A 15,102-nucleotide genomic window follows, 5' to 3' on the forward strand; every position below is an offset into this window, starting at 1 on the left:
CCCCTGCGCCGGTAGGCGCAGGTTCACCGCAGGGAAGGACCTGTACGTGAGTGAAACCACCGACCTCGCCGTGAACGGTGCGCAGGACGCCGCCGTCCCGGCCGAGGCGACTGCCGCTTCTGGGACGACGGGCACCTCCCGTCGCCGCGGCAACGGACTGTCGGGGATGCTGCTGCCCGAGCTGCAGCGGCTCGCCGGCGAGCTCGGCATCTCCGGCACCGGCCGGATGCGCAAGGGCGACCTCGTCGCCGCCATCTCCGCCCGCCAGGTGGGTGCCGGCGCCCCGAACGGCGCCCCCACCGAGGCCCCTGCCGACAGCGCTCCCGCCGACGGCCCCCGGGCCGACGGCACGCCGACCACCGGCGGCGCTCCCGAGGCCCGCGGCATCGCCGCGTCCTCGGCCCCGCTCGAGGCCCCCGTGAGCGGCGGCGCCAACGGCGGCCCGCTGACCGGCGCCACCGAGGGCACCCGCCCCACCCGTACCCGCCGCGGCGCCAGCCGTCCGGCCGGTTCCCCGTCCACCGACGTCGCGCCGGCCGCCGACGCGACCCCGGACGCGGCCGCCCCCTCGACGGACGCTCCGGCCGACGGCGACCAGCGCACCGACGACGACCGCCCGCAGCGCAACCGCGACCGCAACCGCACCCGGGGCGACCGCGACGGTTCCCCGCGTGACGGCGGCAACCGTGACGGCGGCAACCGCGACGGCGGCAACCGCGACGGTGGGACCGCCCGCGACGGCGGCAACCGCGACGGTGGGTCCGCCCGCGACGGCGGCAACCGCGACGGTGGGACCGCCCGCGACGGCGGCAACCGGGACGGCAACCGCGGTCCCGACCGCTCTGACCGCAACGACCGCGGTGGGCGCCCGGACAACCGGAACGACAACCGCACCGACGGCCGCGGCCCCGCGGGCGACGAGGACGACGACGACTTCGAGGGCGGCCGCGGGCGCCGCGGGCGCCGCTACCGCGACCGCAACAAGCGCGGCGGCAACGCCAGCGGGCGTGACCGGTACGAGCAGGGCGAGCCGACCGTCAGCGAGGACGACGTCCTGCTGCCGGTCGCCGGCATCCTCGACGTCCTCGACAACTACGCCTTCGTCCGGACGTCGGGCTACCTGACCGGCCCGAACGACGTCTACGTGTCGCTGTCGCAGGTGCGCCGCTACGGCCTGCGCCGCGGTGACGCCATCACCGGTGCCGTCCGCCAGCCCCGCGAGGGCGAGCGCAAGGACAAGTACAACGCGCTCGTCCGGCTCGACACCGTCAACGGCCTCGACCCCGAGCAGGCCAAGCGCCGCCCGGAGTTCACCAAGCTCACGCCGCTCTACCCGCAGGAGCGGCTGCGCCTGGAGACCGAGGCGCACGTGCTGACCACCCGGGTCATCGACCTGGTCATGCCGATCGGCAAGGGCCAGCGCGCGCTGATCGTGTCGCCGCCCAAGGCCGGCAAGACGATGGTGCTGCAGTCGCTCGCCAATGCGATCACGACGAACAACCCCGAGTGCCACCTCATGGTCGTCCTCGTCGACGAGCGGCCCGAGGAGGTCACCGACATGCAGCGCTCGGTGAAGGGCGAGGTCATCGCCTCGACCTTCGACCGGCCGCCGTCGGACCACACCACCGTGGCGGAGCTGTCCATCGAGCGGGCCAAGCGCCTGGTCGAGATGGGCCACGACGTCGTCGTCCTGCTGGACTCGATCACCCGGCTGGGCCGCGCCTACAACCTGGCGGCCCCCGCCAGCGGGCGCATCCTCTCCGGTGGTGTCGACTCCACGGCGCTCTACCCGCCCAAGCGCTTCCTCGGTGCGGCCCGCAACATCGAGAACGGCGGCTCGCTGACGATCATCGCCTCGGCGCTGGTCGAGACCGGCTCCACGATGGACACGGTCATCTTCGAGGAGTTCAAGGGCACCGGGAACGCCGAGATCAAGCTCGACCGCCGTCTGGCGGACAAGCGGGTCTTCCCCGCGGTCGACGTGAACGCGTCGGGCACCCGCAAGGAGGAGATCCTGATGAACCCCGACGAGCTGGCCATCGTGATCAAGCTCCGGCGGGTGCTCGCGGCGCTCGAGCCGCAGCAGGCGCTCGAGCTGCTCCTGGACAAGCTGAAGAAGACGCGCAACAACGTCGAGTTCCTCATGCAGATCCAGAAGACGACGCTGGGTCCGGACAAGGACTAGTGCCCCGGCGGCCGGCCGGTCTCCCGGATCTGGGAGACTGGTCGACCGAGCCCGCTGTGCGCCGGAATAACCGCCGGCCGCCGGCGTTCCACCACCTGGACGACCAAGACTTCCGCAGAAGAGGCGATATGAAGCCCGACATCCACCCGGCCTACAACGTCACCACCGTGACCTGTGGCTGCGGCAACACGTTCCAGACCCGCAGCACCTCGCCGACCGGTCAGCTGACCGTCGAGGTCTGCTCGGCCTGCCACCCGTTCTACACCGGCAAGCAGAAGATCCTGGACACCGGTGGCCGCGTCGCCCGCTTCGAGAAGCGGTTCGGCAAGCGCGCCGCTGCCGGGGCCGACGCCGGCAAGTAGCTCGTCCGACGGCGCCCGTGCCGCTCCTCCTCCGAGGGGCGGGACGGGCGCCGTTCGCATGTCCGCACCCCGCCGTCCCGAGGAACTCCCATGACCAGCACCGAGGCGCAGCCCGACCGGCTGGCGGACCTGCTCGCCGAGCACGCGTCCCTGGAGCAGGAGCTCGCCGACCCCGACGTGCACGCCGACCAGTCCCGTGCCCGGAGGCTGGCCCGTCGCTACGCCCAGCTGGCCCCGCTCGTCGAGACGTCGCGTGCCCTCGAGGAGGCGTGCGGAGACCTCGCCACGGCCCGCGAGCTCGCGGGCGAGGACTCGTCCTTCGCGGCCGAGGCGCGGTCGCTGGAGGCCCGGGTCGAGGAGCTGTCCGGCCGGCTGCGCGAGCAGCTGCTGCCCAAGGACCCGGACGACGACAAGGACGTCATCCTCGAGATCAAGGCGGGGGAGGGCGGCGCCGAGTCGGCCCTGTTCGCCGGCGACCTGCTGCGCATGTACCTGCGGTACGCCGAGCGGCGCGGCTGGTCGACCGAGGTCCTCGACGCCGTCGACGCCGAACTGGGCGGGTACAAGGACGTCGCCGTCGCCATCAAGTCGCGCACCGACGAGGGCATCTGGTCCCGCCTGAAGTTCGAGGGCGGGGTGCACCGCGTCCAGCGGGTGCCGGTGACCGAGTCGCAGGGCCGCATCCACACCTCGGCCGCAGGTGTGCTCGTCCTGCCCGAGGCCGAGGAGGTCGACGTCCAGGTCGACCCGAACGACCTGCGCATCGACGTCTTCCGGTCGTCGGGGCCCGGCGGGCAGAGCGTGAACACCACCGACTCCGCCGTCCGCATCACCCACCTGCCGACCGGCATCGTGGTCAGCTCGCAGAACGAGAAGAGCCAGTTGCAGAACAAGGAGTCGGCGCTGCGCGTGCTGCGCTCCCGGCTGCTGGCCGCCGCGCGCGAGGAGGCGGAGGCCGCCGCCAGCGACCAGCGGCGCAGCCAGGTGCGGACGATGGACCGCAGCGAGCGGGTGCGCACCTACAACTTCCCGGAGAACCGCATCGCCGACCACCGCGTCGGCTACAAGGCGCACAACCTCGACCAGGTCATCGACGGCGACCTCGACGCGGTGATCGACGCGCTGGTCACCGCGCACACCGCCGAGCTGCTGGCGGCCGGCTCCTGAACGTCCGGAGCCTGCTGACCGGTGCCGCCCGGCGGCTCGGCGACGCCGGGGTGGAGTCGCCACGGGTGGACGCCGAGCTGCTGCTGGCCCACGTCCTCGGCGTCCCGCGCGCCCGGCTGCTCACCCTCGACGCGGTCGCCGACGACGACGCCGCGCGCTTCGAGGGGCTCGTCGAGCAGCGCGCCGACCGGGTGCCGCTGCAGCACCTCACCGGCCGGGCCCCGTTCCGCCACCTCGAGCTGGCGGTGGGCCCGGGGGTGTTCGTGCCCCGGCCGGAGACCGAGCAGCTCGCCGGCTGGGCGCTGGACCGGCTGGCGGGGACCGAGGGCGCGATCGTCGTCGACCTCGGCAGCGGGTCGGGCGCTCTCGCGCTGTCCATCGCCCACGAGCACCCTGGCACCCGGGTCACCGCGGTCGAGCGCGACCCCGGCGCGATCGCCTGGACCAGGCACAACGCCATGGCCCGGGTGGGTGCGGGGGACACCCCCGTCGGCGTCGTCCAGGGCGACATGACCGACCCGTCGCTACTCGCCGAGCTCGACGGGCGGGTGACCGTGGTGGTGTCCAACCCGCCGTACGTGCCCGACGACGCCGTGCTGCCCCGGGAGGTCGCCGACCACGACCCGCCTTCGGCGCTGTGGGGCGGGCCGGACGGTCTCGACGTCGTCCGCGGCATGCTGGCGGTCGCCGCACGGCTGCTCCACCCCGGCGGCTGGCTCGGCATCGAGCACGCCGATCAGCAGGGCACGGCGCTGCCGGCGGTGGTGCGGGCCCACGGCGGCTTCACCGACGTCGAGGACCACCCCGACCTCGCGGGACGACCCCGCTTCACCACCGCCCGCAGGCGCTGAACATCGGCTGGGGGAGACTCCCTGCTCGTGGCTGACCTCTTCGACTGCACCGACCCGGAGCAGCGCGCCGCCGGGCTGGACGCCGCGGCCGCCGCGATCGCCCGCGGCGAGCTGGTGCTGCTGCCGACCGACACCGTCTACGGCGTGGCCGCGGACGCGTTCACCCCGGCCGCCGTGACCGGCCTGCTGGCCGCCAAGAACCGCGGCCGGACGATGCCCGTCCCCGTGCTGATCGGGGAGGCGTCGACGCTCGCCGGCCTCGTCGTGAACCTGCCCACGGTGGCCAACGACCTCGCGCAGGCGTTCTGGCCCGGCGGTCTCACCCTCGTGCTCGAGCACGCGCCGTCGCTGGCCTGGGACCTGGGCGACGCCGAGGGGACCGTGGCCGTCCGGCTCCCGGACGACGAGATCGCCCGCGACCTGCTCCGGCGCACCGGGCCGCTGGCCGTCTCCAGCGCCAACCGCTCGGGCCGGCCCGCGGCCACGACGGCGGCCGAGGCGGTCGAGCAGCTCGGCGGCCACGCGGCGGTCGCGCTGGACGGCGGCTCGCGCGCCGGGTCGGCCGCCAGCACGATCGTCGACTGCACCGGGCCGGTCCCGCGCGTGCTCCGCGTCGGCGCGCTGCCCGTGGAGCGGCTCCGCGACGTCGTCCCCGCGATCACCGACTGACGGGTTCTCCCAGCGCCAGGCATTACCGTGGGTGCACCGCCGCGCGCCCGCACGGCGTCGCGGGCAGCCGCATCGATCCGATCGAGTGGGGGTCCGACCCGTGCGCGAGTACGCCGTCGTGCTCCTCACCGCCGCGCTGGTCACCTTCCTGACCACACCGGTGGTGCGGATGCTCGCCATCCGCGCGCGGATGATGGCGGCGCCCCGCGAGCGCGACGTCCACGTCATCCCGACCCCCCGCGGTGGCGGTGTGGCGATGTACCTCGGGGTGGCCGCCGCGATCCTCGTCGCGACCCGGCTGCCGGCGCTGCAGCGGACCTTCGACGACTCCCAGACGTTCGCCGTGCTCGTCGCCGGCGGGCTGATCTGCCTGCTCGGTGTCCTCGACGACCGCTGGGGTCTCGACGCCCTGACGAAGCTGACCGGCCAGATCGCCGCGGCCGGCGTCCTCGTCCTGCTCGGCGTCCAGCTCGCCTTCCTGTTCCTGCCGGTCGCCGACATCGGCACCATCTCGCTCGGCCCCGACATCGGGGTGCCGCTCACGATCCTGCTGACCGTCGCCACGGTGAACGCGCTCAACTTCATCGACGGCCTGGACGGCCTGGCCGCCGGGGTCTCGGGCATCGCGGCGCTGGCCTTCTTCGCCTACAGCTACCACCTCGGGATGGTCGGCTACGACGACGTCGCGAGCGCTCCCGCCCTGATCACGGCGGTGCTGGCCGGCGCCTGCATCGGCTTCCTGCCGCACAACTTCAGCCCCGCCCGGATCTTCATGGGCGACTCCGGGTCGATGCTCGTCGGCCTGATGCTGTCGGCGGCCGCGGTGACGGCGACCGGTGGAGTGGATCCGCAGTCGTTCGACTCCGCGGCCAGCCTGCTCCCGCTGGCGCTGCCGCTGCTCGTGCCGATCGCGATCCTGTTCATCCCCTTCGTGGACCTGCTGATGGCGGTCATCCGGCGCACGCGCAAGGGGCAGTCGCCGTTCTCGCCGGACAAGATGCACCTGCACCACCGGCTGCTCTCGATCGGGCACTCGCACCGCCGCGCGGTGCTGGTCATGTACTTCTGGGCCGCCCTCCTCTCCTTCGGCGCCGTGGGGCTGTCGATCACCGGCGGCCAGGCCGAGCTCCTCGTGGCCATCGCCGTCCTCCTCGTGGTGGGCGTCGTCGTCGTCCTGAGCCCGCGGGCCCGGCGGGCGGCCCGCGAGGCACGGGCCGCCGAGCTCGCCGCGCAGCGCGAGCGCAGCCGGGCCGAGCACCCCACGGCGCGCTCGGTGCGGGACCGGACGGCCGCGCAGCGGCCCCGCACGGGCTCGGAGAAGCGCGCCGCCGGAGCCGGGCAGGTGCTCCGGTGACCGGCCCCCCCGCACGTCCGCGCAGCGACGCCCCCTGGGACATCTCGTTCCTGCGGCCGGGCCTGCTCGTCACCGCTGCCGCCGTGGCGGTGGCGGCCCCGATCGCCGGCCTGGTCGGCGGGTGGGGGAGCGCCGTGGCGGTGCTCGCCGGTGCCGTGGTCGTGGCGGCCTTCTTCTGCGTCTCCGCCGTGGTGATCGCGTGGGCCGGCCGGATCGACGACGCCTTCGCGCTGCCCGCCGCGCTGGGGACCTTCCTGGTCAAGGCGCTGGTGCTGTTCGCCCTGCTCGGCTCCCTGCCCGAGGACGGCTGGCTGGACCGGCTCACCCTGGCCTGGACGGTGATCGCCGGAGCGCTGCTCTGGAGCGCCGTCCAGGTGCGGTGGGTCTGGACCCGGCAGCTGTACTACGTGCCCCCGCCGGCGCCCTCGTCGGGAGCGCCCCGGGACCCCCGGCCGGACCCGGAAAAGCCCGCGCCACGCGGCTGAGATAGTGTCCGGACCGATGGCCGAGGACAGCCCTGCTCGCGGGGACGCTCGACCTCGATCCACGGAACCGGCCGACCGTCAGCCCAGTGGGGCGGACATCGGCTGGGGGATCACCGGGACCCTGCTCTCGGGGATCATCGTGTGGGGCGGGGTCGGGGTGCTGCTCGACCGGTGGCTGGAGACACGGATCTTCGCCTTGGTCGGTCTCATCCTGGGCCTCGGGACGGCCGTCTACCTGGTGGTCGTCAAGTACGGGGCCGTCGACCCGCCCGCGGGAGGGCGGCCCACCAGCACGACCCGGGGCGGGCAGCGGAGTCGGCCGCCGGAATACCGCAAGACGCAGAAGGGACGACGGTGACCTCAAGCGCCTCAGCGCTCGGCAGCGTGCTCGCAGCCGAAGGATCCGGCGGAGACGGCTTCGAGGCTCCGACGATCGCCGAGTTCTACCCGGAGCCCATCGCGGAGTTCCATGTCCTGGGCATCGACTTCGCGATCACGCGCATCACGCTGATCTCGTGGATCGCGACCGCGGCGATCCTCATCTTCCTGGTGCTGGCGTCGCGCAAGGCCTCGATCGTGCCGGGCAAGCTCCAGTACCTCGGCGAGAGCGGCTACTCCCTGGTCCGCGACGGCATGGCGCGTGACGTGATCGGGCCCAAGGGCCTCCCGTTCGCCCCGTTCCTCGCCTCGCTCTTCTTCTTCATCCTGGCGAACAACGCGATGAGCATCATCCCGTTCGCGCAGATCTCGCCGATGTCGAAGTTCGCCCTGCCGCTCGTGCTCGCCGTGCTCGTCTGGATCCTCTACAACTGGGTCGGCATCCGGGAGCAGGGCGCGGGTCGCTACTTCAAGGACGCCGCGATCCCGCCCGGCGTGCCCATCGGCGCGCTGATCCTGGTGACGCCGATCGAGCTGCTGCAGGTCTTCGTGATCCGGCCGTTCACCCTCGCCGTCCGGCTCTTCGCCAACATGTTCGCCGGCCACATGCTTCTCGCGGTGTTCGCGCTCGGCACGGTCTACCTGCTGCAGGTGGGCAACTTCTCCGTCATCTTCAGCCCCTTCGCGTTCCTCATGGCCCTGGCCATGACGTTCTTCGAGGTGCTGGTGATCATCCTGCAGGCCTACGTCTTCACCGTTCTGACCGCGACCTACCTCAACGGCGCCGTCGAACCCGCCCACTGACCGCTCCACCCCCGCCAGCCGCCCGGGACGACCCGGGCGACCGACACAGGAGGAAGACCCCCCAATGATCGAGGTACTCGCAGAGCTCGAGGGCAACATCGGTGCGGTCGGCTACGGCCTCGCCGCCATCGGCCCCGGCATCGGTGTGGGCATCGTGTGGGCCGCCTACATCCAGGCGACCGCCCGCCAGCCCGAGTCCGCCGGCCTGACCCGGACCTACGCCTTCCTCGGTGCCGCCCTCTCCGAGGCACTGGCGCTCATCGGCCTGGTCGCGCCCTTCATCTACGGCTGAGCCAGCCGGTCCTGTCCAGCTGACGTAGGGACGTGCACAGCATGAACATCCAGGCTGCGGAGAGCGCCAACCCGCTCCTGCCTCCGGTGGGCGAGATCATCGTCGGCCTGATCACCTTCGCGATCCTCGCGTTCGTGGTGATCAAGTTCGTGGTGCCCCAGTTCGAGAAGGCCTTCGTCGCTCGCCGTGAGGCGATCGAGGGCGGCATCGAGCGGGCTGAGGCCATGCAGGCGGAGGCCAAGGCGGCGCTGGAGCAGTACCGGGCGCAGCTGGCCGACGCGCGCAACGAGGCCGCGCAGATCCGCGACCAGGCCCGGGCCGAGGGTCAGCAGATCCTCGAGGAGCTGCGGACCCAGGCGCAGGAGGAATCGGCCCGGATCGTGGCCCGTGGCGAGGAGCAGCTGGCCACGGCACGGCAGCAGGTGGTCAACGAGCTGCGCGGCCAGATCGGGACGCTCGCCGTCCAGCTGGCCGGCCAGGTCGTGGGTGAGTCGCTGGCCGACGACGCCCGGCGCAGCGGCACCGTCGACCGCTTCCTCGCCGAGCTCGACGGCATGGCGGCAGCCGGTGACGGCGCCGTCGGCGCACGGGAGGGCTCCCGCTGATGGAGGCCTCCAGCCGGGCGGCGCTCGCGGAGGTGCGCGAGCGCCTCAGCGGGCTGACCCGTCCCGCCTCCGGCGTCCTCGAGCGCGCGAAGGACCGCCTCACCGGGCAGCCGTCGCGCGCCGCGACCGGTCCCGAGCTGCTGGCCCTGGCCGACGAGCTCTTCTCGGTCGCCCGCCTGCTCGACGGCCAGCTGGCGCTGCGCCGTGCCCTCTCGGACCCGGCCGGCCGGCCTGAGGAGCGTGCGGGCCTGGCCCGCCGGCTGTTCTCCGGGAAGGTCTCCGGCACCGGGCTCGACATCGTCGAGACCGTCGCCCGTCAGCGGTGGTCCCGCCCGCTCGACCTCGTCGAGGCGTTCAGCACGCTGGCGACCGAGGAGTCCCTGGACGCCGCGGACGCACGGGGCGAGCTCGACGGCGTCGAGGACGAGCTGTTCCGCTTCGGCCGCATCGTCGGTGGCGACCGCGAGCTCGCCCGCGTCCTGGGCGACCGCAAGGCGCCGGCGGAGGGCAAGGCGGCCCTGCTGGACCGGCTGCTCACCGGCCGGGTCAGCCCGGTCACCGAGCAGCTGCTCCGCAACGTGCTCACCGGCGGCCACGTGGGCAACCCGGAGGTCGCCATCGAGCGGCTCTCGGACGTCGCCAGCCGTCGCCGCGGCCAGTCGATCGCCCGGGTGACCACCGCGGTGCCGCTGACCGCCACGCAGGAGCAGCGCCTGACCGACGTCCTCGGTCGGCTCTACGGGCGGACCATCGGCCTGCAGGTGACCGTGGACCCGAGCGTCCTCGGCGGCCTGGTCGTCCAGGTCGGCGACGAGGTCATCGACGGCAGCATCGCCCACCGCCTGGAAGTCGCCGAACGGCGACTGGCCGGCTGACCGCCCCCACCGACCCCACTCCAGACACGACCCCGCAGGGAAGAGGACCGAGACCATGGCCGAGCTGACGATCTCCGCAGACGAGATCCGCAGTGCCATCCAGAGCTACGTCACCGAGTACAGCCCCGACATCTCCCGCGAGGAGGTCGGCACGGTCACCGAGTCCGGCGACGGCATCGCCCGTGTCGAGGGGCTGCCCTCGGTCATGACCAACGAGCTGCTCGAGTTCGAGAGCGGCGTCCGCGGCCTGGCGCTGAACCTCGACGTCCGCGAGGTCGGCGTCGTGGTCCTGGGTGACTTCTCCGGGATCGAGGAGGGCCAGCAGGTCCGCCGGACCGGCGAGGTGCTCTCGGTCCCCGTCGGCGACGGCTACCTCGGCCGGGTCGTGGACCCGCTGGGCAACCCGATCGACGGGGCCGGCCCGATCGAGACCACCGGCCGCCGCGCCCTCGAGCTGCAGGCGCCGACCGTGGTCCAGCGCCAGTCGGTGAAGGAGCCGCTGCAGACCGGGATCAAGGCCATCGACGCCATGACCCCGATCGGCCGCGGCCAGCGCCAGCTCGTCATCGGTGACCGCCAGACCGGCAAGACGGCGATCGTCACCGACACGATCATCAACCAGAAGGAAGCCTGGGCGACCGGCGACCCGGCGCAGCAGGTCCGCTGCATCTACGTCGCCGTCGGCCAGAAGGGCTCGACGATCGCGGCCATCCGCTCGGCCCTCGAGGAGGCCGGGGCGATGGAGTACACGACCATCGTCGCCGCTCCCGCGTCCGAGGCCGCCGGCTTCAAGTACATCGCCCCCTACACCGGCTCGGCCATCGGCCAGCACTGGATGTACGAGGGCAAGCACGTCCTGATCGTCTTCGACGACCTGTCCAAGCAGGCCGAGGCCTACCGCGCCGTCTCGCTGCTGCTGCGTCGCCCGCCGGGCCGCGAGGCGTACCCGGGTGACGTCTTCTACTTGCACTCCCGCCTCCTGGAGCGCTGCGCCAAGCTCTCCGACGATCTGGGTGCCGGCTCGATGACGGGTCTCCCGCTCATCGAGACGAAGGGCAACGACGTGTCGGCCTACATCCCGACCAACGTCATCTCGATCACCGACGGGCAGATCTTCCTCGAGACCGGCCTCTTCAACTCCGGTGTCCGCCCGGCCATCAACGTCGGCGTCTCGGTGTCCCGGGTCGGCGGCTCCGCGCAGATCAAGGCCATGCGATCGGTCGCCGGCCGCCTGCGCCTCGACCTGGCCCAGTACCGCGAGCTGGAGGCCTTCGCCTCCTTCTCCTCGGACCTGGACGCCTCCAGCCGTGCGACGCTCGACCGCGGTCAGCGCCTGGTCGAGCTGCTCAAGCAGGGCCAGTACCAGCCGTACCCGGTCGAGCGCGAGGTCGTCTCGCTGTGGCTGGGCACCACCGGCAAGCTGGACCGCGTGCCGGTCGGCGACGTCCGGCGCTTCGAGTCCGAGTTCCTCGACTACATCAGCCGGGGTGACAACGGGATCTACGACGCGATCCGCCAGAGCAAGCAGCTCGGTGACGACACGGTGGCCGGCCTGGACAAGGCCGTCGAGGCCTTCTACGGCCAGTTCACCACCTCCGAGGGCGAGAACCTGGCGGGCAACGAGCCCGAGGCCGAGGCCATGGACGCCTCGGAGCGGGGTCAGGAGCGCGTCCAGGTCAAGCGGGCCGGCTGACCGATGGCCGCGTCCCTCCGCGCGCTGCGGCGCCGCATCCGCTCCACGCAGTCGACGAAGAAGATCTTCTCGGCGCAGGAGCTGATCGCCGGTGCCCGCATCGTGCGCGCCCAGGCCCGGGTGGAGGCGTCCAAGCCCTACGCCCGGGAGATCACGCGGGTGCTGTCGGCGCTGGCCTCCTCGGCCAGCCTCGACCACCCGCTGCTGACCGAGCGGCAGAACCCGCAGCGGGCCGCGGTCCTGGTCATCACCTCCGACCGCGGCTTCGCCGGCTCGTACAACGTCAACGTGCTGCGCCGCACCGAGGAACTGCTCTCCCTGCTCCGGCAGGAGGGCAAGGAGCCGGTCCTCTACGTGGTCGGCCGGAAGGGGGAGACGTACTACTCCTTCCGCGACCGCGAGATGGCCGACACCTTCACCGGCTTCTCCGAGCAGCCCGGCTACGAGGACGCCCAGCGCGTCGGCCAGGAGCTCATCGCCGCCTTCACCGCAGGTGAGGACGACGAGGACGGCGGTGCGGGGGCCGACGGCATCCTCGGCGTCGACGAGCTGCACATCGTCTACACCGAGTTCCGCTCCCTGCTCGCGCAGGTCCCGGTCGCCAAGCGGATGGCTCCGCTGGAGGTCGAGGAGGTCGAGGAGTTCGACTACGAGCGGGAGGACAGGGAGAGCGGTGGAGCGGCCGGGTCCGACTCCGGCGTCCCGACGTCCTACGAGTTCGAGCCCTCCGCCGAGGGCCTCCTCGACGCGCTGCTGCCGAAGTACATCACCACGCGGATCTACGCGGCGATGCTCGAGGCGGCCGCCTCGGAGTCGGCGTCGCGCCGCCGCGCGATGAAGTCGGCCTCCGACAACGCCGAGGAGCTGGCCAAGAACCTGTCGCGGCAGGCCAACCAGGCCCGCCAGGCCGAGATCACCCAGGAGATCAGCGAGATCGTCGGCGGCGCCGACGCTCTGGTCTCCGCGGGTGCCGACGACTGACCTTTTCGAGACACCACCGAGCCCGAGGGCAGGAGCAATACAGATGACCGTCACCGAGGACCGTCCGACCACCTCGCAGACCACCGGCACCGGCCGCGTCGTGCGGGTCACCGGGCCGGTCGTCGACGTCGAGTTCCCGCGCGACGCGATGCCCGACCTGTTCAACGCGCTGAAGGTCGACGTCACCCTGGCCGACCTCAGCAAGACCCTGACCCTCGAGGTCGCCCAGCACCTCGGCGAGAACGTCGTCCGGACGATCTCCATGGCGCCGACCGACGGCCTGGTCCGCGGCGCCGAGGTGACCGACACCGGCTCGGCGATCAGCGTCCCCGTCGGCGACGTCGTCACCGGGCACGTCTGGAACGCCCTGGGCGAGTGCCTGGACGAGCCCGGCTACGGCAGCGACGCCGAGCGCTGGACGATCCACCGGCACGCGCCGCGGTTCGACCAGCTCGAGGGCCGCACCGAGCTGCTCGAGACCGGCATCAAGGTCATCGACCTGCTGACGCCCTACGTGGCCGGCGGGAAGATCGGTCTGTTCGGCGGCGCGGGCGTGGGCAAGACCGTCCTGATCCAGGAGATGATCCGACGGGTCGCCCAGGAGTTCGGTGGCGTGTCGGTGTTCGCCGGCGTCGGCGAGCGCACCCGCGAGGGCAACGACCTCATCACCGAGATGACGGAGTCCGGGGTCATCGAGTCCACTGCCCTCGTCTTCGGGCAGATGGACGAGCCGCCGGGCACCCGGCTGCGGGTGGCGCTGTCGGCGCTGACGATGGCTGAGTACTTCCGCGACGAGAAGAACCAGGACGTCCTGCTCTTCATCGACAACATCTTCCGGTTCACCCAGGCCGGTTCCGAGGTGTCGACCCTGCTGGGCCGCATGCCCTCGGCCGTGGGTTACCAGCCGACGCTGGCCGACGAGATGGGTGAGCTGCAGGAGCGGATCACCTCGACGCGGGGCCGGTCCATCACCTCGCTGCAGGCGATCTACGTGCCCGCCGACGACATCACCGACCCGGCGCCGCACACCACCTTCGCCCACCTCGACGCGACGACCGTGCTCTCGCGGCCGATCTCGGAGAAGGGCATCTACCCGGCCGTCGACCCGCTGGACTCCACCAGCCGGATCCTCGACCCGCAGTACGTGGGCAACGAGCACTACGACATCGCCCAGACGGTGAAGCAGATCCTGCAGCGGTACCAGGAGCTCCAGGACATCATCGCCATCCTCGGCATCGACGAGCTCTCCGAGGAGGACAAGGTCACGGTCAACCGTGCCCGGCGCATCGAGCGCTTCCTCTCGCAGAACATGTTCGTCGCCGAGGCGTTCACCGGTCAGCCCGGTTCGTATGTCCCGCTCTCGGAGACCCTCGAGGCCTTCAAGGCCATCGCTGACGGCAACTACGACAACGTGCCCGAGCAGGCCTTCTTCATGTGCGGTGGCCTCGAGGACCTCGAGCGCAACGCCGACAAGCTGAAGAAGAGCTGACGCCCGCTCCGACGCCTGGCCGACGGCCGGACCCCTGCAGGGGTCCGGCCGTCCGTCGTCGGGGGTCCGGTGCGCACGATCGGGGGAACCTGCCGTCACCCGTGTGGGTGGATCGGGTCTAGGGTCTCTCCTGGCCGGCGCCACGGGTGCCGACCATTCGACCGATGGGCCCGAGCCGCGGGCACCGTGACGAGGACGACGTGGACCTGGACGACGGCATGCGCACGAACGTGGAACCCGGTTCCGCCGATCCCGGCTGGACCTGGCCCCCGTACGCGCCGTGGGAGCCGGTCGACGGGGAGCCCTTCGGTGTCCAGGAGTGGGCGCCGGCCTCGACGGTGCGGCGTCCCTGGGTCCGGCTCGGGCGCTGGACGCTCCTCTACCGCCGCGCCTCCTAGCGGCCCGCTCCGGAACCCGCCAGGGGTGGCCGGGAGTCGGTCCTTATAGAGTGAGGGCCCCGTCCGGAATCCCGAGGAGAGTCGTGGCGACCCTGCAGGTCGAGTTGGTGGCCGTCGAGCGGAAGATCTGGTCCGGCGAGGCGACGATGGTCATCGCCCGCACGACCGAGGGGGAGCTGGGTGTCCTGCCCGGGCATGCCCCGCTCCTCGGCGAGCTGGCCGGCGGCGGTGTGGTCACCATCCGCACGGAGTCCGGCGAGGACGTCGTCGTGGCCGCCCACGGAGGTTTCCTGTCGGTCACCGAGCGCGGGGTGTCCATCCTCGCGGAGACCGCCGAGATCTCGACCGAGATCGACGTCGAGCGCGCCCGCGAGGCGCTGCGCCGCGCGGAGGACTCGGACGAGCCGGAGGCGCTCGACGCCACACGTCGCGCCCAGTCCCGGCTGCGGGCGGCCGGCGAGAGCGCCTGAGCCACCGGCCCACCTCCGCCGAGTCCCCGCCCGCCCGAGCCGCG

Annotated in this window: 17 protein-coding genes; all 17 read left to right on the forward strand. The window is 72.5% G+C overall.

All coding sequences use genetic code 11. The features are described 5' to 3' along the window. Positions 1-46: 46 nt before the first annotated feature. The 17 genes from rho to DCS98_RS17600 all read left to right on the forward strand — a co-directional run bounded on the left by rho (position 47) and on the right by DCS98_RS17600 (position 15,058). A complete protein-coding gene (gene rho / locus DCS98_RS17520) occupies positions 47-2,185 on the forward strand; it encodes a transcription termination factor Rho (RefSeq protein WP_116452667.1) in 2,139 nt (712 codons plus the stop codon). Between the two features lie 128 nt (positions 2,186-2,313). Next, entirely contained in the window at positions 2,314-2,547 is a 234-nt protein-coding gene (rpmE, locus tag DCS98_RS17525) for a 50S ribosomal protein L31 (RefSeq protein WP_116452668.1), read from the forward strand. A 90-nt stretch (positions 2,548-2,637) separates the two neighbouring features. Beyond that, on the forward strand, positions 2,638-3,714 hold the full coding sequence (prfA, locus tag DCS98_RS17530) for a peptide chain release factor 1 (protein ID WP_116452669.1): 1,077 nt from the start codon (positions 2,638-2,640) through the stop codon (positions 3,712-3,714). A gap of 14 nt (positions 3,715-3,728) precedes the next feature. Further along, a complete protein-coding gene (gene prmC, locus DCS98_RS17535) occupies positions 3,729-4,565 on the forward strand; it encodes a peptide chain release factor N(5)-glutamine methyltransferase (protein WP_277394624.1) in 837 nt (278 codons plus the stop codon). Between the two features lie 27 nt (positions 4,566-4,592). Continuing rightward, positions 4,593-5,234 carry an L-threonylcarbamoyladenylate synthase gene (locus DCS98_RS17540; RefSeq protein ID WP_116452670.1) on the forward strand — a complete coding sequence of 214 codons (642 nt, stop codon included), beginning with the start codon at positions 4,593-4,595 and terminating at the stop codon, positions 5,232-5,234. 100 nt (positions 5,235-5,334) lie between these two features. Further along, positions 5,335-6,588 carry a glycosyltransferase family 4 protein gene (locus DCS98_RS17545; protein WP_116452671.1) on the forward strand — a complete coding sequence of 418 codons (1,254 nt, stop codon included), beginning with the start codon at positions 5,335-5,337 and terminating at the stop codon, positions 6,586-6,588. Continuing rightward, entirely contained in the window at positions 6,585-7,073 is a 489-nt protein-coding gene (locus DCS98_RS17550; protein ID WP_116452672.1) for a Cg1360 family ATP-synthase-associated protein, read from the forward strand. The genes DCS98_RS17545 and DCS98_RS17550 overlap by 4 nt, the downstream gene beginning before the upstream one ends. 16 nt (positions 7,074-7,089) lie before the next feature. Further along, positions 7,090-7,431, forward strand: a complete 342-nt coding sequence (locus tag DCS98_RS17555) for an AtpZ/AtpI family protein (RefSeq protein WP_116452673.1) — start codon at positions 7,090-7,092, stop codon at positions 7,429-7,431. Next, positions 7,428-8,255, forward strand: a complete 828-nt coding sequence (gene atpB / locus DCS98_RS17560) for a F0F1 ATP synthase subunit A (RefSeq protein ID WP_116452674.1) — start codon at positions 7,428-7,430, stop codon at positions 8,253-8,255. Before DCS98_RS17555 ends, atpB begins: the two co-directional genes overlap by 4 nt. A gap of 64 nt (positions 8,256-8,319) precedes the next feature. After that, positions 8,320-8,547, forward strand: a complete 228-nt coding sequence (gene atpE / locus DCS98_RS17565; RefSeq protein ID WP_164704633.1) for an ATP synthase F0 subunit C — start codon at positions 8,320-8,322, stop codon at positions 8,545-8,547. 41 nt (positions 8,548-8,588) lie between these two features. Continuing rightward, on the forward strand, positions 8,589-9,152 hold the full coding sequence (locus DCS98_RS17570; protein WP_116452675.1) for a F0F1 ATP synthase subunit B: 564 nt from the start codon (positions 8,589-8,591) through the stop codon (positions 9,150-9,152). Then, entirely contained in the window at positions 9,152-10,027 is an 876-nt protein-coding gene (locus tag DCS98_RS17575; protein ID WP_116452676.1) for a F0F1 ATP synthase subunit delta, read from the forward strand. Before DCS98_RS17570 ends, DCS98_RS17575 begins: the two co-directional genes overlap by 1 nt. 55 nt (positions 10,028-10,082) lie before the next feature. Then, positions 10,083-11,720, forward strand: a complete 1,638-nt coding sequence (atpA, locus tag DCS98_RS17580; RefSeq protein WP_116452677.1) for a F0F1 ATP synthase subunit alpha — start codon at positions 10,083-10,085, stop codon at positions 11,718-11,720. A gap of 3 nt (positions 11,721-11,723) precedes the next feature. Next, entirely contained in the window at positions 11,724-12,701 is a 978-nt protein-coding gene (locus DCS98_RS17585; protein WP_116452678.1) for a F0F1 ATP synthase subunit gamma, read from the forward strand. A gap of 43 nt (positions 12,702-12,744) precedes the next feature. Further along, positions 12,745-14,190: a F0F1 ATP synthase subunit beta gene (atpD, locus tag DCS98_RS17590; RefSeq protein WP_116452679.1), complete on the forward strand. Its 1,446-nt coding sequence runs from the start codon at positions 12,745-12,747 to the stop codon at positions 14,188-14,190. Positions 14,191-14,354: 164 nt separating this feature from the next. After that, positions 14,355-14,588, forward strand: a complete 234-nt coding sequence (locus DCS98_RS17595; RefSeq protein ID WP_116452680.1) for a hypothetical protein — start codon at positions 14,355-14,357, stop codon at positions 14,586-14,588. 83 nt (positions 14,589-14,671) lie between these two features. Next, positions 14,672-15,058 (forward strand): F0F1 ATP synthase subunit epsilon, encoded by a 387-nt coding sequence (locus DCS98_RS17600; RefSeq protein WP_116452681.1) that lies wholly within the window; start codon positions 14,672-14,674, stop codon positions 15,056-15,058. Positions 15,059-15,102: the final 44 nt, after the last annotated feature.

The sequence above is a fragment of the Blastococcus litoris genome (assembly GCF_003075095.1).
GTDB classification, from domain to species: Bacteria; Actinomycetota; Actinomycetes; order Mycobacteriales; family Geodermatophilaceae; genus Blastococcus_B; species Blastococcus_B litoris.

Excerpts from the sequence above, each read along its gene's own strand:
- rpmE (WP_116452668.1), top strand. The coding sequence starts at position 2,314 with ATGAAGCCCGACATCCACCCGGCCTACAACGTCACCACCGTGACCTGT.
- prfA (WP_116452669.1), top strand. The coding sequence starts at position 2,638 with ATGACCAGCACCGAGGCGCAGCCCGACCGGCTGGCGGACCTGCTCGCC.
- DCS98_RS17555 (WP_116452673.1), top strand. The coding sequence starts at position 7,090 with ATGGCCGAGGACAGCCCTGCTCGCGGGGACGCTCGACCTCGATCCACG.
- atpE (WP_164704633.1), top strand. The coding sequence starts at position 8,320 with ATGATCGAGGTACTCGCAGAGCTCGAGGGCAACATCGGTGCGGTCGGC.
- DCS98_RS17570 (WP_116452675.1), top strand. The coding sequence starts at position 8,589 with ATGAACATCCAGGCTGCGGAGAGCGCCAACCCGCTCCTGCCTCCGGTG.
- DCS98_RS17575 (WP_116452676.1), top strand. The coding sequence starts at position 9,152 with ATGGAGGCCTCCAGCCGGGCGGCGCTCGCGGAGGTGCGCGAGCGCCTC.
- atpA (WP_116452677.1), top strand. The coding sequence starts at position 10,083 with ATGGCCGAGCTGACGATCTCCGCAGACGAGATCCGCAGTGCCATCCAG.
- DCS98_RS17585 (WP_116452678.1), top strand. The coding sequence starts at position 11,724 with ATGGCCGCGTCCCTCCGCGCGCTGCGGCGCCGCATCCGCTCCACGCAG.
- atpD (WP_116452679.1), top strand. The coding sequence starts at position 12,745 with ATGACCGTCACCGAGGACCGTCCGACCACCTCGCAGACCACCGGCACC.
- DCS98_RS17595 (WP_116452680.1), top strand. The coding sequence starts at position 14,355 with ATGGGCCCGAGCCGCGGGCACCGTGACGAGGACGACGTGGACCTGGAC.